At 69.8% G+C, this 20,596-nt stretch carries 17 protein-coding genes; 9 read left to right on the top strand and 8 right to left on the bottom strand.

Going from position 1 to position 20,596, the window contains the following annotated elements; genetic code table 11:
* The first annotated feature begins 158 nt into the window (after positions 1–158).
* Genes FHX42_RS20010 through FHX42_RS19995 form a run of 4 tightly spaced genes read left to right on the top strand, consistent with a single transcriptional unit; the run spans position 159 to position 3,118 of the window.
* A complete protein-coding gene (locus tag FHX42_RS20010; RefSeq protein ID WP_182545961.1) occupies positions 159–431 on the top strand; it encodes a helix-turn-helix transcriptional regulator in 273 nt (90 codons plus the stop codon).
* Complete coding sequence (locus FHX42_RS20005; RefSeq protein ID WP_182545960.1) at positions 428–997, top strand: hypothetical protein; 570 nt, start codon at positions 428–430, stop codon at positions 995–997. Before FHX42_RS20010 ends, FHX42_RS20005 begins: the two co-directional genes overlap by 4 nt.
* Positions 990–1,901, top strand: a complete 912-nt coding sequence (locus FHX42_RS20000) for an ABC transporter ATP-binding protein (protein WP_328796465.1) — start codon at positions 990–992, stop codon at positions 1,899–1,901. The genes FHX42_RS20005 and FHX42_RS20000 overlap by 8 nt, the downstream gene beginning before the upstream one ends.
* Positions 1,898–3,118: an ABC transporter permease gene (locus FHX42_RS19995; protein WP_235987582.1), complete on the top strand. Its 1,221-nt coding sequence runs from the start codon at positions 1,898–1,900 to the stop codon at positions 3,116–3,118. The genes FHX42_RS20000 and FHX42_RS19995 overlap by 4 nt, the downstream gene beginning before the upstream one ends.
* A gap of 193 nt (positions 3,119–3,311) precedes the next feature.
* On the opposite strand, the gene FHX42_RS19990 is transcribed toward FHX42_RS19995, so the two are convergent.
* The 3 genes from FHX42_RS19990 to FHX42_RS19980 all read right to left on the bottom strand — a co-directional run bounded on the left by FHX42_RS19990 (position 3,312) and on the right by FHX42_RS19980 (position 6,672).
* Positions 3,312–4,616: a citrate synthase gene (locus tag FHX42_RS19990; protein ID WP_182545959.1), complete on the bottom strand. Its 1,305-nt coding sequence runs from the start codon at positions 4,614–4,616 to the stop codon at positions 3,312–3,314.
* A gap of 461 nt (positions 4,617–5,077) precedes the next feature.
* Positions 5,078–6,016 (bottom strand): carbohydrate kinase family protein, encoded by a 939-nt coding sequence (locus tag FHX42_RS19985; protein ID WP_182545958.1) that lies wholly within the window; start codon positions 6,014–6,016, stop codon positions 5,078–5,080.
* Positions 6,013–6,672, bottom strand: a complete 660-nt coding sequence (locus tag FHX42_RS19980) for a TetR/AcrR family transcriptional regulator (protein WP_182545957.1) — start codon at positions 6,670–6,672, stop codon at positions 6,013–6,015. Before FHX42_RS19980 ends, FHX42_RS19985 begins: the two co-directional genes overlap by 4 nt.
* A 176-nt stretch (positions 6,673–6,848) precedes the next feature.
* On the opposite strand from FHX42_RS19980, the gene FHX42_RS19975 reads away from it, so the two are divergent.
* On the top strand, positions 6,849–7,985 hold the full coding sequence (locus tag FHX42_RS19975; RefSeq protein ID WP_182545956.1) for an acyl-CoA dehydrogenase family protein: 1,137 nt from the start codon (positions 6,849–6,851) through the stop codon (positions 7,983–7,985).
* A gap of 57 nt (positions 7,986–8,042) precedes the next feature.
* Here FHX42_RS19975 and FHX42_RS19970 read toward each other — a convergent pair whose 3' ends face one another.
* From FHX42_RS19970 to pdxH, 3 genes are all read right to left on the bottom strand, one after another.
* A complete protein-coding gene (locus FHX42_RS19970) occupies positions 8,043–8,972 on the bottom strand; it encodes an aldose 1-epimerase family protein (protein ID WP_182545955.1) in 930 nt (309 codons plus the stop codon).
* A gap of 59 nt (positions 8,973–9,031) precedes the next feature.
* Entirely contained in the window at positions 9,032–10,423 is a 1,392-nt protein-coding gene (locus tag FHX42_RS19965; RefSeq protein ID WP_182545954.1) for an APC family permease, read from the bottom strand.
* 125 nt (positions 10,424–10,548) lie between these two features.
* Positions 10,549–11,202 carry a pyridoxamine 5'-phosphate oxidase gene (gene pdxH / locus FHX42_RS19960; RefSeq protein ID WP_182545953.1) on the bottom strand — a complete coding sequence of 218 codons (654 nt, stop codon included), beginning with the start codon at positions 11,200–11,202 and terminating at the stop codon, positions 10,549–10,551.
* A 452-nt stretch (positions 11,203–11,654) separates the two neighbouring features.
* On the opposite strand from pdxH, the gene FHX42_RS19955 reads away from it, so the two are divergent.
* The 4 genes from FHX42_RS19955 (at position 11,655) to FHX42_RS19940 (ending at position 16,711) form a co-directional block, all read left to right on the top strand.
* Positions 11,655–12,833 carry a citrate synthase 2 gene (locus tag FHX42_RS19955; RefSeq protein WP_182545952.1) on the top strand — a complete coding sequence of 393 codons (1,179 nt, stop codon included), beginning with the start codon at positions 11,655–11,657 and terminating at the stop codon, positions 12,831–12,833.
* 35 nt (positions 12,834–12,868) lie between these two features.
* Positions 12,869–13,882 (top strand): cytochrome c oxidase assembly protein, encoded by a 1,014-nt coding sequence (locus FHX42_RS19950; RefSeq protein ID WP_182545951.1) that lies wholly within the window; start codon positions 12,869–12,871, stop codon positions 13,880–13,882.
* 136 nt (positions 13,883–14,018) lie between these two features.
* A complete protein-coding gene (locus FHX42_RS19945) occupies positions 14,019–14,618 on the top strand; it encodes a DUF5134 domain-containing protein (protein ID WP_182545950.1) in 600 nt (199 codons plus the stop codon).
* Positions 14,619–14,701: 83 nt separating this feature from the next.
* On the top strand, positions 14,702–16,711 hold the full coding sequence (locus tag FHX42_RS19940; RefSeq protein WP_182545949.1) for a cytochrome c oxidase assembly protein: 2,010 nt from the start codon (positions 14,702–14,704) through the stop codon (positions 16,709–16,711).
* A 682-nt stretch (positions 16,712–17,393) separates the two neighbouring features.
* Here FHX42_RS19940 and FHX42_RS19935 read toward each other — a convergent pair.
* Together FHX42_RS19935 and FHX42_RS19930 are read right to left on the bottom strand one after the other, a co-directional pair.
* Positions 17,394–19,661: a heavy metal translocating P-type ATPase gene (locus tag FHX42_RS19935; protein WP_328796460.1), complete on the bottom strand. Its 2,268-nt coding sequence runs from the start codon at positions 19,659–19,661 to the stop codon at positions 17,394–17,396.
* Between the two features lie 123 nt (positions 19,662–19,784).
* Entirely contained in the window at positions 19,785–20,549 is a 765-nt protein-coding gene (locus FHX42_RS19930) for a zf-HC2 domain-containing protein (protein WP_182545948.1), read from the bottom strand.
* Between the last annotated feature and the right edge of the window lie 47 nt (positions 20,550–20,596).

Here is a 20,596-nt window from a genome sequence, read left to right as displayed (position 1 = left end):
CGTTCGGCGCGCGCCTCGCACCTCCGAATCCCAAAGGGTGAACGGACCGTTCGGGCACTCACACCGCCCGAACGGTCCGTTCACCACGGAAGTGCCGACCAGCACGAAGACGAAAGGGATTCTTGCTTTTGTATTGTGTTTTTGCAACACTCCGTTAGGTGAGTCCGATACGACGTGGTGAGGACCAACCGATCCACAACCGGTTGCGGGTCCTGCGCGCCGAGCACGGCATGTCCCGGGGGCAGCTCGCGCAAGCGGTCGAGGTGAATCCCCAGACCATCGGTGCCCTGGAGCGCGGCGACCACTACCCGAGCCTGGACCTGGCGTTCCGGCTCTGCGAGGTCTTCGGGCTGCCGGTGGAGGCGGTGTTCAACCGCGAACCGTTCGCACCGCTGTCGAACCAGATCTACCACCAGGGGGAGCAGTCATGAGCAGGATGCACCAGGCCTGGGCCGAAGCCCTGCAACGCGGCGAGCAACGGCGTCACAGGATGGCGCAGCGGTTGCCGAGTTGGCGAACTCGACCGCGGCGTCGGGCACTGGTGGCGCTCTGGCTGCCCGTCCCGCTCGCGCTGATCGTGCTGACCCTGACGCTGGACTGGGACAACCCGGTCACGAGCTTGGTCTACCTGGCCGTACTCGCCGTCTGGTACCCGTTCTGGCTCGTCCTGCGCGTACTCACCACGGCTAGCGCCGAGGCCATCGTCGCCCTGCTCGACGAGCGTGAAGTGGAAGTCCGCAACAGGCTCAGCTTCGTCTCCCTCTCCGTCCTGAGCACCGCGAACTTACTGATCGTCTTCTACCTGATCTTCAATCACGACGATCCGCTCATCGCGATACGCACCGCGTACCTGCTCATAGCCTGCATCCTGCTGGCCGCCTCCGTACCGACGGCGCTGCTGGCCTGGCGGATGCCGGACGACGATCCGGAGGACCTCGAGAACCCCGATCGGCCCGCGGACAGGGCCGGAAACGACGAAGGAGGCATCAGTGCCTGAGAGCGTGTTGGAGATCGACAGAATCTCCAAGCGCTACGGAAACGTCACCGCCCTGCGGGACATGACGTTCTCGGTACGCGCGGGAGAGATGTTCGGATTCGTCGGCAGCAACGGAGCCGGCAAGACGACGACGATGCGCATCGCGCTCGGCGTGCTGGCCGCCGACTCCGGCGAGGTGCGGTTCGACGGCGCGCCGCTGGACCTGCGGATGCGGCGCCGCATCGGTTACATGCCCGAGGAGCGCGGGCTCTACCCCAAGATGAGGGCCGCCCAGCAGCTGGCCTACCTCGGTGAGCTGCACGGCATGTCCCGACACGGGGCGCGCGAGGCCGCCGACCGGTGGATCGACCGGCTCGGCCTGACCGAACGCCGCGACGAGGAGGTGCAGAAGCTCAGCCTCGGCAACCAGCAGCGAGTGCAGCTGGCGGCGGCCCTGGTCCACGAGCCCGACATCCTCGTGCTCGACGAGCCGTTCTCCGGGCTCGACCCCGTCGCGGTCGACGTGATGAGCCAGGTGTTGCGCGATGCCTGCGACTCGGGAGTGCCCGTGGTGTTCTCCAGCCACCAGCTCGACCTCGTGCAGCGGCTGTGCGACCGCGTCGGCATCGTGCGCAAGGGGGAGATGGTCGCCAACGGCACCGTCGAGGAGCTCCGCGACAGCGGACCGACCACCCTGCTCGTGGACGTCCCGAACGCTCCGGCCGACTGGGCCGAGGGGACGGCCGGCGTCCGGAAGCTCGGTGTCGAGTCCGGGCGCACGCGGCTGGAGCTGTCCGACGACGCCGACGACCAGGCCGTGCTGGCCGCGGCGATGGCCACCGGTCCCGTCCGGGAGTTCGCCAGGTACAGGCCCGCGCTGACCGAGCTGTTCCGCAACGCCGTCACCGAGGAGAGCGCAGCATGACCGAGGCTCAGCACCCGAGCTCCACGGACCCGAGAGCGCTGCGCTCGGTGTGGTTGGTCGCTCGCCGTGAACTCGACACCAGGGTGCGGACCCGGTCCTTCGTGATCGGCACCCTGGTCATGATCGCGATCATCGCGGCCTATCCGCTGGTGATGTTCTTCGTCGGGCAGGGGTCGACCACCAGCACGGTCGGATTCACCGGCCAGGCCACGACGATGGTGCGACCGGTGACCGCGGTGTCGGAGTCACTGGACGTGTCGATCGAGGATCGCCTGGTCGACGACCCGCGAGCGGGTAAGCGAATGGTGCGGTCCGGCGAACTGGACGCGCTGGTCACCGGTGCCCCGGACGCGCCGGAACTGGTCGTCGAGCGCGACGCGAACGAGGAGCTGCGGGCCGCGCTGGAAACCGTGGCCCGACAGCGGGCGCTCGACGCCGAACTCGCCCGGGCCGGGCTCGACCCCGGCCAGGTCCGGGCCTCGACCTCCGACGTCCACGTGCGGGTGACCAGTCTGCAACCCGTCGATCCGCAGCAGGCGCAACGACTGGGGCTGGCCATGGCGGCGGGCTTCCTGCTCTACTTCATGCTGATCAGCTCCGGGCAGATGGTGGCCCAGGGCGTGGTCGAGGAGAAGTCCAGCCGCGTGGTCGAACTGCTGCTGTCGACGCTGCGCCCGAGTCAGTTGCTCGCGGGCAAGGTGCTCGGTATCGGCCTGACGGGGCTGTTGCAGTTCGTCCTCACCGCCGGAGCCGGGTTGGTGGCCGTCAGCGCCGCCGGGGTGATGACGCTGCCGTCCACGGCGCTGGCCGGAACCCTCGGGTGGGCGCTGGTGTGGTTCCTGCTCGGTTTCTTCTTCTACGCCACGATCATGGCGGCCGCCGCGTCCCTGGTCTCGCGGCAGGAGGACCTTCAGGGGGTGGTCACCCCGGTCGTCATGGCCCTGATCGCGCCGTTCCTCGTCGGGGTCACGATCCTGCCGAACAACCCGGACAGCACGGTGGGTGCGATCCTGTCGCTGATCCCCGGGTTCTCACCGATGCTGATGCCGATGCGCATCGCCCTCGGGGTCGCCCCGGTCTGGCAGATCGCGACCTCGCTGGTGCTGATCGTGGTGGCCACCCTCGGACTGCTGTGGCTCGGTGGGCGCATCTACCGCAACGCCGTGCTGCGCACCGGCGCCCGCGTCAAGATCACCGAGGCCCTGCGCGCGACGTAGGCTTTCCCGGTTTCGCGCGAAACTGGGTAACCACTCACGTCGGGTACGCGGTTACTCTTCGGGCGCCGCGTCGAAGCGACACCCCAGGAGCGCCACCCCGGGAGCGGCCGTGCGGCGGCGGAGTCGTTCCTCGAACGAGCGAGGGTGGGCGGTTTCGAACACCGCCCACCCTCGCACCGTTTCCGAAAAGGATTCAGCGCTGGTCGATGGGGACGTAGGAGCGCTCGGTCGGGCCGGTGTAGACCTGACGCGGACGGCTGATCCGACGCTCGGGGTCGACGAGCATCTCCCGCCAGTGCGCGATCCAGCCCGGCAGCCGGCCGAGCGCGAACAGCACCGTGAAGAACTTCGTCGGGAAGCCCATCGCCTTGTAGATCAGGCCCGTGTAGAAGTCCACGTTCGGGTACAACTTGCGCTCGATGAAGTAGTCGTCGGACAGCGCCCTGTCCTCGAGCTTCAGCGCGATCTCCAGCAGCGGGTCGTCACCGCCGAGCTTGTCGAGCACCTCGTCGGCGGTCTGCTTGATGATCTTCGCGCGCGGATCGTAGTTCTTGTAGACCCGGTGGCCGAAGCCCATCAGCTTCACGCCCGGCTCCTTGTTCTTGACCCGCTCGACGAAGGAGTCGACGTCCCCGCCCTCGGCGCGGATGCCCTCCAGCATCTCCAGCACGGCGCTGTTGGCACCGCCGTGCAGGGGACCGAACAGGGCGTTGATGCCGGCCGAGGTGCTGGCGAACAGGTTGGCCTCGGAGGAACCCACCATCCGCACGGTCGAGGTCGAGCAGTTCTGCTCGTGGTCGGCGTGCAGGATGAACAGCATGTCCAGCGCGCGGGCCAGCGCCGGATCCACCTCGTAGGGCTCCGCGGGGAAACCGAAGGTCATCCGCAGGAAGTTCTGCACCAGGCCCAACGAGTTGTCCGGGTACAGGAAAGGCTGGCCCACCGACTTCTTGTAGGCGTAGGCCGCGATGGTCGGCAGCTTGGCCAGCAGTCGGTGCGTGGACAGTTCGACCTGGTTGTCGTCGAAGGGGTTCAGGCTGTCCTGGTAGAAGGTGGACAGCGCCGAAACCGCCGAGGACAGCACCGGCATCGGGTGCGCGTCGCGCGGGAAGCCGTCGAAGAACTTCCGCAGGTCCTCGTGCAGCAGGGTGTGCCGCTGGATGCGCTGGGAGAACTGATCGTACTGCTGCTGGGTGGGCAACTCACCGTAGATCAGCAGGTAGCTGACCTCGATGAAGTCCGACTTGCCCGCGAGCTGCTCGATCGGGTAACCCCGGTAGCGCAGAATGCCTGCCTCACCGTCGATGTAGGTGATATCCGACGAGCAGGCCGCCGTGTTGACGAAGCCCGGGTCGAGCGTCACCATACCGGTCTTGGCCAGCATCTTGTCGAGATTCACCCCGGGGGAACCCGCGGTGGACGGTGTCACGGACATCTCGTGCTCGCCAGCGTCGTAGCGCAGCGCGACGGTACGTTTGGCGGTCGCGTCGTCGGGCATTCTTCGAACCTCTCGCGCTCGGTCAGGGGTGGAGCCGTTGCCAACGACCGACGTGGCTCGCCCGCCGAAGCGGTCCGGGCCGCCTTGGTCGAGCGCGCGCCGGCCGGAAGTCGCCGAACCGCCGCAGCACCACCCCATCGGGGTCCTGTCAGGTGTCACGCTAGACCGCTTCGGGCCTTTCGCGCAGCAGCCGTGTTAGCCGTTTTGGCCAGGTGGGACCACGATCACATCCTTTTCACCCGCGACCACGCGGCCGCGATGTGATCCCGGCTACCACCGGCGCCACTCGTCCGCCCGTTCCGGCGACCGCCCCAACGAACAACCCCCTTGCTTGGGACACAGCACAACGGGTTGTTTCGAACGGGCTTCCGGTCGGGTAACGGACAGCCACTTTCGAGTGAATCACCCACTCTTCACCGATCACAATCCCGTTCTCATCGGAGTGATCACACCCACTCGGCTCAACCGAGCTCGGCGAGGTGGGGCGGCTCGGCTCCGGGGCGCGAAACCGTGATCGCCGCCGCCGACGCGGCGAAGCGCAGTGCCTGCTCCCACTGCTGAGGACCGAGCTCGCGGACCGCCTCCGCGGAGAGCGCGTCATTGTGGTGCAACCAGGCCAGCAGCGCGGCCTGCACCGTGTCACCTGCTCCGATGGTGTCCGCGACGACGGCGTCGACCCCCGGCACCTCGACCAGCTCACCGGAACCGGTCAGCACGGCCAGTCCGTCACCGCCCCGGGTCAGCACCACCGCGGCCGGCCCCGCCCGCTGCCAGCTCCGCAGGGTTTCCGTCAGGTCCGTCCCGCTCCCGCCGGCAAGCCACTCGGCGTCCTCGACCGAGAGCTTGAGCAGGCTGACACCGGGCAGCCAGCCGGCGAAGCGCCGCCGGTAGGACTCGGCGTCGTCGATCAGGTCGGCCCGGATGTTCGGGTCGAGCGCGACGAAACGTCCCCGGCTCCCCTCCCGCAGCAGTATCTTCTCGTACACGCTCGCGCAGGGTTCGAGCAGCAACGACAACGTGCCGAACGACAGCGCGGTCACCTCGTCCGGTAACGGTCCCGGGTCCGCGACGAATCTTCCCGCCGTGCCCTCGGTGTGGAAGCTGTAGCGTGCCGAACCGTCCGCGCCGAGCCCCACCACGGCCAGCGTGGTCGGTTCCGCACCCCGCTCCACCAGGCTGCTGTCCACCCCGGAGGCGTGCAGTCGTTCGAGCAGCTTGTCCCCGAACTGATCGGCGGACAACCTGGTGAGCAAGCTCGTGGCGACGTCGAGCCTGCTCAGCGCGATCGCCACGTTGTACGGACCACCACCGAGTCTCGGGTGCAGCGGCCCCAGCTCGCCGCTGTCCGTGGACGGGTCCGGGACGAGGTCGACCAGTGCCTCACCGCAGATGACGATCACGTTTCCTCCGTAGTGTGTGCGTGTCGTGTCTCACCGCCCGGCCCCTGCGGAGCGGACAGGCCGCCGACCAGGAACTGGGACAGGGCCGCGAACGCCTCGGCGTCGCTCAGCCCGGTGCGTTCCCCGATCTCACCACGCTGGATCGCGGTGATCGTCAGGCCGACCATCTCGCCGACCAGTGCTGCGTCCACCTCGCGAAAGACTCCCCGGTCGAGTCCCTCCTTGATGAGGGAGCGGACCCGGTCGGCCGCGGCCGCGGCGTTGGCCTCGTAGGTGGCCCTGGTCGCGGGATTGGCGGCCATGTCGTCGATGAACCGGCGCGAGGCCGGACGCAACTCCTCGGCCGCGGCGTCCAGGTACGCGCGCATCCGCAGACGCACGTCGGTCGCGGTCTCGACACGCCGCTCGATGTTCGCGGTCGCGCGCTTGAAGTAGTGCCCCACCACTCGCACCGACAGCTGCTCCTTGCTGCTCGCCAAGGTGTACAGCGTCGACTTCGAGCAGCGCAGCCGCCCCGCCAGGTCGTCGAGGGTGAAGTGCGCGAAGCCCTCCGCCAGGAACAGCTCGCACAGCCGGTCCAACAGCTCCGCGCGGCGCGTGTGTACGGCCGACCGACGGTGCGAGTCACCGGCGCCCACCGCCTCGGACGTGCTCATTCCTCGAGAGTGGCACAACGCGGCGGGAAACCCGGCATCCGGCCTCGGAAACGTTCGGTGACGGTTCCGTTCCACACCTGTCGCCAGTACTATTCGGTACTACAAAGAGAACTACAGTACTGATCATAGTACTGAAGTTCATCGTATTCAGCATCGGCACAGGAGCGCGAACCGCCATGCCCGTCCAGCGCCTGCTTCCCACCACCGAAGCGACCGATCTGCTCTCCCTGACCCGGGAGATCACCCGCGACGAACTCGCCCCGCACGCCGCGGAGCACGAAGCCGCGGGACGCTTCCCCCGGGAAGTGTTCCGGCTGCTGGGCAAGTCGGGACTGCTCGGGCTGCCCTACTCCGCCGAGTACGGCGGCGGGGACCAGCCGTACGAGGTGTACCTGCAGGTCCTCGAGGAACTCAGCAGCGCCTGGATGAGCGTCGGCGTCGGCCTGTCGGTGCACACCATGTCGTGCTTCCCACTGGCGCACTTCGGCACCGAGCAACAGCGCGCCCGCCTGCTGCCGGATATGCTCGGCGGCGACACCCTCGGCGCGTACGCGCTGTCCGAGGCCCAGGCCGGATCCGACGCCGCCGCCCTGCGCACGCGGGCCGAGGCCGACGGGGACTGCTACCGGATCACCGGAACCAAGTCCTGGATCACCCACGGCGACGTCGCGGACTTCTACACGCTGATGGCCCGCACTCCCGACGACGAGGTCAGCTGCCTGCTCCTCGACGGCTCCACTCCCGGCATGGCGGCCGGTGCCCGCGAGCACAAGATGGGGCTGAGCTCCTCACCCACCACCGAGCTGTCCTTCGACGGCGCCCGAGTGGGCACGGACCGCCTCGTGGGGTCGCAGGGGCAGGGTCTGAAGATCGCGCTGAGCGCCCTGGACTCCGGACGGCTGGGAATCGCCGCGTGCGCGGTCGGACTCGCCCAGGGCGCGCTCGACCTGGCCGTGGACTACGCCAAGCAGCGCCACCAGTTCGGACAGCCGATCATCGAGTTCCAGGGCATGGAGTTCCTGCTCGCCGACATGGCGGCCGCCGTGCAGTCGGCGCGCGCGAGTTATCTCGACGGGGCGCGGCGGCGCGATGCGGGGATGTCGTTCCGGCAGCAGGCGTCGGTGGCCAAACTCGTGGCCACCGACGCCGCGATGAAGGTGACCACCGACGCCGTTCAGGTGCTGGGCGGAGCCGGCTACACCAGGGACTTCCCCGCCGAGCGCTACATGCGGGAGGCCAAGGTGCTCCAGATCTTCGAGGGCACCAACCAGATCCAGCGGATGCTCATCGGACGGCACCTCGCCACAGGGTAGTCACGATTTTCCCTAAAGTTGTGGCACAACTTTAGGGAAAATCGCAGCAGCCCACGGTCAGGTGAGTGGGCGCAGCCCCCACTCCGCGGTCCAGCACTCCCCCGCGGACAGCACGACCAGGTCGGTGCCCGAGTTCAGCGCGTCCGGCGGGCAGGTCATCGGTTCGATCGCCACCGCCCTGCCGCGTCCGGGGAACTCGGCCGGGGTGTGGACCTGGACCCAGCCGAACACCGGGTCGGCCCAGACCTCCACACCGCGCCCGGAGGGATCGGTGAGCCGGTGACGCACGAGCCGCTGCGGATCGTCCGGTGCCGGCTCCGCCCCGCCGAAGGCGGTGTCCAGCTCCACCCCGGCCAGCAACCGCCCGCTGCGGAAGTCCTGCTCGTCACCCTCCAGCGGGCGCGGAGGTCGCGCGGGCAGCAACCGCTCGGCATCGACCGGCAGCACGCTGGACGCGGACAGTCGCAGCGTGCAGTCGTCGGTCTCGGCATTGCCGGCCCGCGGGTACGGGTGCACTCCCACGCCGAAGGGAACGGCGCGGGAACCGAGGTTCTCCACGGTGTGGGTCACCGTCAGCCCGTCCGAGGTCAGCGTGTAGCCGATCGAGGTCAGCAGCGGAACCGGCCAGCCCGGCTGCACCGGCACCATCGCCTGCATCACCACGGTGGTGTCGGCGTGTTCGGTCACGGTCCAGGGCGTGTGGCGCAGCAGGCCGTGAATGGCGTTGTGCTTGTCCGGTTCGGTCAGCGCGAGCTGCTGCGGCTGCCCCTCCAGGCTCCAGCGACCGTCGGTGACGCGATTGGGCCAGGGCACCAGCACGGCGCCCGCCCCGGCGGGCGGGCGCTCGTCGGGATCGTAGGTTTCCGAGTAGGGCACACCGTCGATCTCGAACACCCGCAGCGCCGCGCCGACCTCGGTGACGACGGCACGGGCGGCACCGTGGGTGATCTCGAACTGACGACCGGTGGCGGCTATGGGTTCGTTCACGTCCCGCAGCCTACGAGAGATCACCGGACGGGGAAGTGCGGACCAGTCCGCGCCGATCCCTACTTGCTCAGGCTCTCGGCGTTGAACCCGGTCCTGCCGGTGGCGAAGTAGTTGATCAGCCAGAAGACCACGCCGACGGCCATCAGGACCCCGGCGACCGCGTACTCCTCCAGCGGGCGCCCCGTCAGCGGGCTGGCGAAGAAAGCGCAGGTCAGTGCGCCGGCCACGGGGATCCAGGTCGGTGCACTGAAGTGCTGGTGCTCGACCTTCTCCCGGCGCAGCGCCAGCACCGCGACGTTGACGACGGCGAACACGATCAGCAGCAGCAGCGAGGTCGTTCCGCCCAGCGCACTGATGTCCAGCGCGCTGGTCAGGATGATCGCAACGATCGCGGTGAACAGCACCGACACCCACGGCGTGCGCCGGACGGGGTGCACCTTGCCGAACTGGCGGGGGATGATGCGCTCGTTGGCCATGCCGTAGAGCAGCCGGCTGGCCATCAGCATGTTGATCAGCGCCGTGTTGGAGACCGCGAACAGCGCGATCAACGAGAACAGCACGGGCGGGAACCAGGGCGCGGCGGCCTGAACCACCAGCAGCAGCGGGCCGTCGGTGGCCGCGAGTTCGCCGGTGGGCACCAGCGTCGAGGTGATCAGCGCGATGACCAGGTAGATCCCCGCGGTGACGCTCAGCGCCGTGAGCAGGGCGCGCGGGAACGTCTTGGTCGGGTTCCTGGTCTCCTCGGCCATGTTCACCGAGTCCTCGAAACCGACCATGGAGAAGAACGCGAGGGCGGTGGCACTGGTCACCGCGAAGAACGGGCTGGTCGAGGAGTTGAACTCGAGCAGTCGGCCCGGGTCGGCGACGGTGTCGGGATTGCTGCTGCCGAAGAAGACCGCGTAGGCACCAGCCAGGATCACCACGGCCAGCCCGGACACCTCGATGCAGGTCAGGACCACGTTCATCTTGACCGACTCGCCGACGCCGCGCAGGTTCACCGCCGCCAGCAGCACCAGGAACCCGATCGCCACCAGCCACGAGGGCGCACCGGAGAAGATCGCGGTCAGGTAGTCGCCGCTGAACGCCTGCGCCGCCGAGGAGGCCGAGGTGAGCCCGGAGCACATCACCGTGAAGGCCACCATGAACGTCAGGAAGTGCACCCCGAAGGCGCGGTGCACGTAGAGGGCCGCGCCCGCCGCGCGGGGGTACTTGCCGACCAGTTCCAGGTAACTGAACGCGGTCAGAAACGCCACCACGAAGGCGACCAGGAACGGTGCCCACAGCGCGCCTCCGACCTCACCCGCCACCTTGCCGGTCAACGAGTAGATCGAGGTTCCCAGGATGTCGCCGATCACGAAGAACAGCAGCAGCTTGGGACCGATGACCTTCTTCAGGCCCGGGGTTTCCGCACCTGACGGCTGATCATCGGCCGTGGTCGTTTCTTTGGTCATAGCCCGAAAGTGTGCAGGTCGACTGATCGCGCCGACCGCCCACCCCTGGTCGAACCGCACTGCTGCCCGTGGAATATCGGGGCACCCCGCCCAGCGTCCCGGCTGGTGACGGTCCGCGTCGACGCTCAGGGGGCGAGGCGCTCGACCGTCCAGGTGTCGTCGGTGCGGCGGTAGCGCAGGCGGTCGTGCAACCTGTCCTGCTGGCCCTGCCAGAACTCGACGTGGTCCGGACGGATTCGCCAACCACCCCAGTGCGGCGGCACCGGTACCCGCTCGGCGTCGGCGAAACGGCGCTCGATACCGCTCAACGAGGACTCCAGCGCGTCGCGACTGGTGACCACCCTCGACTGCGGCGACGCCCAGGCGCCCAGCTGGGATCCCCGTGGACGCGCGGCCCAGTACTCGGCGGTCTCCTCGGCCGAGACCTTCTCCACCTCACCGCGCACGTTGACCTGCCGCTGCAGCGACACCCACGGGAAGGTCGCCGCGGCCTTGCGGGTGGCGGCCAGGTCGTGGCTCTTCGCCGAGGTGTAGTTGGTGAAGAACACCAGGCCACGCTCGTCGAACCCCTTGCACAGCACGGTGCGCGAGGACGGCAGGCCGTCGAGGTCGGCGGTGGCCAGCACCATCGCGTTGGGCTCGTGCACCTCGGCTCGCAAGGCGTCCTCGAACCACTCCCGGAGCTGCTCGTGCCAGGTGGCGGCGAGTGTCGCGGCATCAAGCGACTCGGCGTCGTAGGAAACTCGCATGGACGACAACGTGGCGTTCGCCTGGGACATCGTTCGTTCCTTCCTGGCTCGTCCAAGCAACGGACGGTGCTTCGACGTCGATTCTCGACGACTCGTGCCGCCTGGCGGCACCGGGAGAGTACGGACGTGGTCCGCCAAGCGGACCACGACACTCGACGGTAAACGGCAGCGGAACTTCTGCCGAATCACGCGGATGGCCCGATCGATTCCGTCATCGATTCAGTGACACGGCTTACCCTCGCGGAGGCGGCGGTCCACCCGTTACCCGACCCCCACCGGAGGCGCTCCGCGCCACCGACCCACGTCGTCACTCGCGCACCCCGGAGTGTCCTTGCTCACGCCGAGCCACAGCGATTGCCCCGCACGGCCTCGCGGGTGCAGGGTTACCCCACGACGGCCGCTCGCGGTCGACACCCCGCCACGTCCCTTCGCGAGCTACCGGCTCGCGGCCACAACAGTGCCGACGAGGAGACGAGGCGACGATGTCCAACCCAGTCAAGACCGATTCCGCGGCGACGCCGCAGCAGAACCAGAGCGGCAACGGGGACGCGCTCGTGCGCCCCGGCCTGGAAGGCGTGGTGGCGTTCGAGACCGAGATCGCCGAACCCGACCGCGACGGCGGTGCGCTGCGCTACCGGGGTGTCGACATCGAGGAGCTCGCCGGACGGGTGTCCTTCGGCGACGTGTGGTCCCTGCTGGTCGACGGCAGGTTCGGCAACGGTTTGCGGCCCGCCACGGACGCGCCGCTGCCACTGCGCACCGGTGACGTCCGGGTCGACGTCCAGTCCGCCCTGGCCGCGCTCGCCCCCGCGCACGACTTCCGTCCGCTGCTGGACACCGACGACGAGCAAGCCCGTGACCAGCTCGCGCGCACTTCCGAGCTCGCGCTGTCCCACGTGGCGCAGTCGGCGCGCGGTGACCGGCCCGCCGTGCCGCAGTCCGAGCTCGACCGGTGTTCGACCGTGACGGAGCGGTTCCTGACCCGCTGGCGCGGCGAACCCGATCCCGCCCACGTGAAAGCGCTCGACGCCTACTGGGTCTCGGCCGCCGAACACGGTCTCAACGCCTCGACGTTCACCGCACGGGTGATCGCCTCGACCGGTGCCGACGTGGCGGCCACGCTCTCCGGTGCGGTCGGGGCGATGTCCGGTCCGCTGCACGGGGGTGCTCCGGCACGGGTGCTGCCGATGGTCGCCGAGGTCGAGTCCGCCGGTGACGCCCGGCGCGTCGTGGAGTCCATCCTCGATCGCGGCGAGCGGCTGATGGGCTTCGGGCACCGCGTCTACCGAGCCGAGGACCCACGTGCGCGGGTGCTGCGCGAGACGTGCAGGCAACTCGCCGCGCCTCGCTTCGAGGTGGCCGCCGAGCTGGAGCAGGCCGCGCTGTCGGTGCTGGCCGAGCGCCGTCCGGATCGCCCGATCGCGACCAACGTGGAGTTCTGGGCGGCGATGATCCTCGACTTCGCCGAGGTGCCGACCCCGATGATGCCCGCGATGTTCACCTGCGCGCGGACCGCGGGTTGGTGCGCCCACGTGCTGGAGCAGAAGCGCACGGGACGACTGATCCGGCCCTCCGCCCACTACGTGGGTCCGGGCCCGCGCTCGGTCGGCCAGGTCGAGGGTTGGAACTCGGTGAGTCCCCTGGACGCCGTGGTCACCTGAATCCGGTGGGAACCACATCCGGGTCGGTGACGACAATGACGGGTGTGCACCACCACCTCGAGCCACTCACCTGGTCCACCGGCCTGACGAGCTGGACGTTCGCCTACTGGTGGGACCTGGTCATCCTGCTGCTGGCCGCCGCCTACTTCACCGGCCTGGTGCGGTTGCGCCGCCGCGCACCGCACCAGGCCTGGCCCAAGCACCGCACGGCGTTCTTCACCGCCGGGCTGGTGAGCTGGTTCCTGACGATGAACAGCTCCGTCGCCGTCTACAGCCACCCGATGTTCACGATGCACATGGTGCAGCACCTGATGCTGATCATGGTGGTTCCCGCGCTGCTGGTCTACGGCAAACCGCTGCGGCTGTGGGTGGAGCTCGACGCGAGCGGCCGGGTGGAGAGCGTGCTGCGCGGTCGCGTGGTCGGTTACTTCACGCACCCGGTGCTGACGATGGTGCTGTACGCCGTCGTGCTGGTGGCCACGCACCTGACCTCGTTCATGCAGGTCATGCTGCTCAACCCGTGGCTGCACCACGCGGAGGCCGTGCTGTACCTGGTGACCGGGTACCTGACGTTCCTGCCGCTGGTGGGCAACGAGCCCATCCGCTGGCAGCGGTTCCCGTACTCGCTGCGGGTGTTCGCGTCCCTGATGGCGATGGGCCCCGACACCGGTATCGGCGTGATCCTGATGATGGCGCCCGACCCGATGTGGCCCGCCTACGCCCGGATGCAGAACTGGCCCGGCTGGGACCTGGTGGCCGACCAGCGCATCGGCGGCGCGATCATGTGGTTCTTCGGCGACGCGATCATGGCGATCTTCGCGCTGGTGCTGGTGCGGCAGTGGATCCGCGCCAAGGGGCCGGAGTCGGGATTCGGCAACTGGCTGGAGTCGGCACGGCGCAGTGCCCTCGCCGAGACCTCCGGAGACGGTCAGGACGCCGGGTTGAGCCAGAGCGACGACGTCGACGACGACGAGCGCGCCCGGCAGGCCTACAACGCCATGCTCGCCCGACTCGCGGAGCAGGAGCGCGGCGGATCCGGCCGCACGTGAGTTCCCGGTCACAGGACGAGGCTCGTTTCCGAATCGCCCGGAACCGGGTGGCCCCACCGGACGACTGAGTGAATGTGTCTTCTTTTCACGTGCTGTTCGGTGCCGGGCACGCCGCCGGGAAGAGGTGCTCGGTGACATGGGAGCGATGAGCATGCCGCTGCTGCCGAGCTGGCTTCGGCTCGCGTGGACGGCGGTGCTGTGCGGAGTGCTGGTGCTGCACCTGGTTCACGCCTGGGCCATGCCCGGACAGCGACGTTGGTGGCACGCGGGTCACACGGTCATGGCGGCGGGCATGGTGGTGATGTACCTGCTGCCGCACCTGACCCGTCAGGTCCCGGGAGCGGCGCTGTTCGCCGTCCTCACGGCGTCGTCGGCGGGGGCCGCGATCGTGTTCCGGTACCGCGAGGGGGTGCTCAACCCGCTGTGGGTGGCCTCGGCGGTGGACATGCTGGCCATGACCTACATGCTGCTCCCCGCCGCGGTCCGCCCCGCTTGGCTGACCGGCGTGTTCGTCACCTACCTGACGGTCCAGGTGGGGATGTGGGCGCTGGGCCTGTGGGACAGGACACCGGCGTTCCACCGCTCCGGGGGTGCCGAACCGGCCGTGCTGGACGTGCCCCCGTCGAACGCCGCGCCGACCGCGGTGGTCGGCCTGCGGGCGCACTCCACACCCACCGTGCGCCTCAGCCTGGCCGCGATGACCGCGAGCATGGCCTACATGCTGGTAGCCATGTGACCGGCGCGCGTACCGCGCGGCGACGACGGTTTACCCTGCTCACTGAAGTGTTCCGGCCACGGCCCGCCCCACGGAGGTCACCCATGCCCGATTCCGCGGTCGGGAGTTCCGAGCGTGCGACTACCGGGCGGACGGCACCACCGGGTCGTTCGGCCGTGCTGGCCTGGTCGGCCGCCGGGCTGGCGGGCGCGGTCACGCTGACCGTCGTGCTGGTGCTCGCCGCGGGAAGCGCCGCCTACTCGGTGCTGGGCTACGCCGATCCCGGCACGGTGACCAAGCTGGGCGTCAACCTGCTCCGGCTGGTGGTCGACCTCGCGGGCGCCACCTGCGTCGGCTCGTTGGTGTTCTCGGCGTTCTTCACCGCTCCCCGACGTTCCGGCACTGTCTCGGCGGACGGCTACGCGGCCCTGCGCTTCGGCGGGGGCGCGGCCTGGGTGTGGTTCGGCGCAGCGCTGCTCATGACGGTCTTCGACACCGCGGACACGGCGGGGCAGCCGATCTCCACGGTCCTCTCGCCCACCGCCGTGCTCGGCCTGCTCAACGCGCTCGACGCTCCCAAGGCGTGGCTGCTGTCGGCGGCGCTGGCGTTGGTCGTGGCGCTGTCCTGCCACGTGGTGCTGCGCTGGCGGACGAGCATGGCGCTCGCCGGGGTCGCCGCGCTGGCCCTGCTACCACCGGTGTTCGTCAGCCACTCCGCCTCCAACGCGGGGCACGACTTCGCCACCAACAGCCTGGTGTTCCACGTCGTCACCGCCTCCGTGTGGCTGGGCGTGCTGATCGCCGTGGTCGCCCACGCCTGGCGCGGTGGTGCCCACCCCGAGGCCGTGGCGGACAGGTACCGGCGGTTGTCCCTCGGCTGTTGGACCGTGCTGGCCGTCTCCGGCGTCATCGACGCGCTGATCCTGGTACCGCCGCGACAGCTGTTCGCCGTCGACTACGGAACCCTGGTGCTGCTCAAGGTCGGCTTCCTGCTGGTGCTCGGCGCCGCGGGCCTCCTCGCGCGCAGGCGGGCCACGCGAACGGTTCGCTCCGGTGACGCGCACCGCGGCCTGCTGCGCCTCGCCGGTGTCGAGCTCGCGATCATGACGGCCACCCTCGGCGTGTCGATGGGCATGACCCACACCCCGCCGCCGAACCTGCTCGACCGGGACTCCACCGCCACCGAACTGCTGTTGGGCTACAACCTGCCCGACGCCCCGACGCTGCTGCGGTTCGTCACGATGTGGCGCCTCGACCTGGTGCTGGGCACGGCCGCGATCGTCCTCGCCGTCGTGTACCTGCTGGGTCTTCGCCGACTGCGCGCGCGAGGCGAGCACTGGCCGGTCGGGCGCACGGCGAGTTGGCTGGGCGGCTGCGCGACGGTCCTCGTCGCCACCTCCTCCGGTCTGGGCACGTACTCGCCGGCGCTGTTCAGCGTGCACATGACCACCCACGTGCTGCTGAACATGCTCGCCCCGGTGCTGCTGATCCTGGGCGCGCCGGTGACGCTGGCGCTGCGTGCGCTGCCCACGGCCGAACGGGGACGTCCCCACGGCCCGCGCGAGTGGCTGCTCGGGATCGTGCGCTCGCCGCTGCTGCGCTTTCTCACCCACCCCGCCGTCGCCGCGCTGCTGGTCATCGGATCGCTCTACGGGCTCTACCTGACCGGCCTGTTCGAGCGGGTCATGGAGGAGCACTGGGCACACCAGCTCATGCAGCTGTACTTCCTCGGGACGGGCTACCTGTACTGCTGGATGGCCCTGGGCACCGACCACGCACCACGGCGGCTGCCGCACCTGGCCCGGCTGGGCATCACCCTCGGCCTCATGCCGTTCATGGCCTTCTTCGGCGTGATCGTGATGAGCGGCTCCACGGCGATCGCGGAGAACTACTACCGCACGCTGAACCTGCCGTGGCTGCCGGACCTGCTGGCCACCCAGCAGCTCGGCGGCATCATCGGGTGGCTCGGTGGCGAGGTTCCGCTGCTGCTGATCCTGGTCGTCCTGCTGTGGCAGTGGCAGCGCTCGGACCACGCCGGCTCCGCCAGGAGCTCCGAGGAGGACGCCGACCACGACGAGATGGTCGCCAGGCTCGCCGAGTCCCGGCGCGGCTGAGTCCGCCCCACCCCGCGACGCCGAGGTCGCCCCGCAGGGAGTGACGCTGCTATTCGCCCCCACTGAGCTATCGCGCGCTCGTAGGCGTCGAGGGATCCCTCGACGAGGCCGCGGGCCGCGGCCGGAAGCAGGGTCAGCACCCGCGTTACCCCCGCCTGCTCGCACCGATCCGGCACCTTCGGGTCGTGCGCCACCCCGCTTTCACCAAGATCGTCCACTCGTCCCGCCAGTCGCTCCCTCCCCACGACCGTTCCTGCGACAGTGCCCTGCCGTCGCGGCGGAGCACGGACAGCCACACCCCCTCGTTTCGTGTCTTTTCGGCGCACGACTCTCCGGGCGCCGAGACCGACAACTCCACTGAATAGCCCGAAAGAACCAATTTCGGCACACGTTCGACCGCATTTCCGGACGCTTCTTGCCCCTCGGGAAACCCACTCCCGTTACCGGAAAGAGACCCACGGGACCATCGCCAAGATCCGGAGACATCGCAAGAATGAAGCGCGCACGGCCGCCGGGTCAGCACCGACGGGGCAGCCGAAAGAGCACGACGAGCACTTTCCGCGGGTCCGGGGAGAGGAGCCTCACCGGTCCGTGGAGTGAAGGTCGTGCGGTTTCGCGCGAAACCGCACGACCTTCACTCCACCGGGTGCTCGCTCAGGGGATGGCGCTGTGGCTACAGCGGTCACCCTTGGCGGTCGGTACCGGAGGAGAAGCGGCGCAGGCGCAGGCTGTTGGAGACCACGAAGCCCGAGGACAGCGCCATCGCGGCTCCGGCGATCAGCGGGTTCAGCAGCCCCAGCACCGCCAGCGGAATGGCCGCGAGGTTGTAGCCGAAGGCCCACACCAGGTTGCCGCGAATGGTGCGCAGGGTGCCGCGCGCGAGCTCGATCCCGTCCGGCACCACGGTCAGGTCCTGGCGCACCAGGATCAGGTCGGCCGCGTTGATGGCGACGTCGGCGCCGGCTCCCACGGCCAATCCGAGATCGGCCGCCGCCAGCGCCGGAGCGTCGTTGACCCCGTCACCGACGAAGGCCACCCTGCTGCCCTCGGCCTGCAACCGACGCACGACCTCGACCTTCTCCCCCGGCAGCACCTCGGCGATCGCTTCGCCGACGCCGACCTCCGTGGCCACCGCCCGGCCCGTGGCCGCGTTGTCCCCGGTCAGCAGCGTGGTGCGCAGACCGAGCCGGTGCAGCCGGTGAACGGCCCGCTCCGCCGAGGGCCGAACCAGGTCCGCCAGGGCCAGCACGGCGAGCACCGCACCGTCACAGCCGACGACGACGGTGGTCCTGCCCTGCTGTTCCCACTCCCCGCGCTGCCGTTCGAGTTCGGGCGGAACGGTCAGTCCCCGCTCGTCGAACAGCTTCGCGCGTCCCGCCAGCACCTCGCAGCCGTCCACGACTCCCACGGCTCCGAGCCCCGGCTCGTTGTCGAAGCTCTCGACCCGGTCCAGCTCCCCCAGCTCCGCGCGGGCCGCCGCGCTGATCGCCGTGGCGACGGCGTGCTCGGAGGCCTCCTCCAGGGAGCCCACCAACCGCAGCACCCGGGCCCGGTCGACGCCCTCCCCGCAGGCGACGTCCACCAGGGACATCTCCCCCGAGGTGACCGTGCCCGTCTTGTCGAGCACGACCGTGTCGACGTCGCGCGTGGACTCCAGGGCCTGGTACCCCTTGAGGAAGATCCCGAGCCGGGCTCCCCGCCCCGAGGCGGCCATCAGCGCGGTCGGCGTCGCCAGTCCCAGCGCGCACGGGCAGGCGATGATCAGCACGGACAGCGCGGCGGTGAACGACTCCTCCACCGAGCCCGCCGCGAGGAACCAGCCGCCGAAGGTCAGCACCGCGAGCACGAGCACGGCGGGCACGAAGTACGCCGAGATGCGGTCGGCCAACCGCTGCACCGCCGCCTTGCCGGTCTGGGCCTCCTCGACCAGTCGCACCATCCCGGCGAGCCGGGTGTCGCGGCCGACCCTGGTGGCCTCGGTCACCAGCCATCCGTTGGTCACCGTCGTGCCACCGACGACCTCGTCGCCGACCGCGGCCTCCACGGGCACCGACTCCCCGGTCATGGAGCTGCGATCGACGGCGGAGCGCCCCTCGACGACGCGGCCGTCGGTGGCGATCGTGCCGCCGGGCCGGGTGACGAAGCGCTGCCCGACCCGCAGTCGCTCGACCGGCACCTCGTGCTGTGAGCCGTCGTCGAGCAGCACGGTGGCGCTCTTGGCACTGAGCTCGGCCAGCGCGTGCAGCGCGTCGCCCGCCTTCCGCTGCGCCCTGGCCTCGAAGTAGCGGCCCGCCAGCACGAAGGTGGTGACCCCGGCTGCGACCTCCAGGTACGCCGCGCCCTGCGAGTTCAGCAGCAGTCCCAGTCCGGAGATCCCGGCCGGGGCGCCGTTGCCGGAGAACGTCGAGTAGAGCGACCACAGGCTCGCGGCCAGGACGCCGATCGAGACCAGCGTGTCCATCGACGAGGACCCGTGCCGGGCGTTGACGAACGCGGTCCGGTGGAACGGCCAGGCCGCCCACCCCGCCACCGGCAGGGCCAGCGCGACCAGCACCCACTGCCAGCCGGTGAACCGCGCCTGCGGCAGCACCGTGAACAGGATGGACAGGTCCGCCAGCGGGATGAACAGCAGCACGGCGACCACGAGCCGGCGCCACAGGTCGCGCGTGCGGTCGGTGGCGTGCTGCCGAGGCTCCTCGGCGACGAAGGGCCGGATGACCTCCGCCTGGTAACCGGCCTTCTCGACGGTGCCGGTGAGCGTGTCGTCGTCGGCCTCCGGCGAGGCGGACACGCTCGCCCTGGCGGTGGCGTAGTTGACGCTGGCGGTGACGCCTTCGAGCTTGTTCAGCTTCCGCTCGACGCGGACCGCGCACGCGGCACAGGTCATGCCGTCCACGGCCAGCTCCACGTCCCGCTCGGTGCTCTCCTCCAGCGACGGAGTCGATGGCACTGCTCACCCGCTCCCTTCCGCGATCTCCGATGACACCTCGCCGACCGCGCACGCGGCGCGCCGGAGGCTACTGTACGCGCGCTGCCGATCCGTTCTCGTACGAGTGTGCTGCGAAAACATCTCTCAGGCCGTTTCGCGGTACGCGGCGGGCGGCGCGGGAGCCGAGCCCGACACGGCCGCGGAACCGTCCGTCTCGACCGCCTGCTCCGGCGACTCCGGCCGTCCGGCCGTGGGAGTGTCCGGACGGCCTCGCTCGTCGCGCACGGCCGCGAGGCCGGTCACCAGCAGCAGCCCGAGCAGTACCGGCAGGTGCGAGACGACCCTGGCGATGCTCACCTGCCCGAGCACGAGGTCCCACACGCACAGGCCCGTGAGCAGGCAGCCGAAGCTCGCCAGCACCGGCAGGTGCGCGGCGGCGTAGCGGGCGCGGAAGGCGATCCAGCCCAGCGCCACCGCGATCGCCGCGTTCCACGCGCCCGTCTCGTGGTCGACGTGCGACATCGGCGCTCCGGCACTACCCGGGTAGACATCCACGCCGAAGCCGGTGACCTGGGCGAAGGCCACCCACAGCTGCACCAGTGCGACCACGCCCAGCAGCCCGCGCAGCACTCGGCGCAGCCGGTCGCCCGCGGGACCGCGCACCCGGTCCCGCCACCGGGGCCGCCACGCCGGGAGGACCACCTCGGTCACGTCCGGTCCGGACTCGACCGGCATCACCCGTACCGCGCGGGTGATCGTCATCATGTCCCCGTAGTGGTCCCGGCAGCTCGCGCAGGACTCCAGGTGCGCTTCGGCGGCCGAGCGTTCCCGCTCGCCCGCCTCGCCGTCCAGCTCCGCGGACAGGATCTCGGCCGTCGTCGTGCAGTCCACACGGTGTTCGTCGCCCACGGCGCCCGCGTGGTTCCCGGCCGATTCCACCTGTTGCCCCGCACACG

Source organism: Halosaccharopolyspora lacisalsi (assembly GCF_014137975.1).
GTDB classification, from domain to species: domain Bacteria; phylum Actinomycetota; class Actinomycetes; order Mycobacteriales; family Pseudonocardiaceae; genus Halosaccharopolyspora; species Halosaccharopolyspora lacisalsi.
This window is presented reverse-complemented; position numbering and strand designations above follow the sequence as displayed.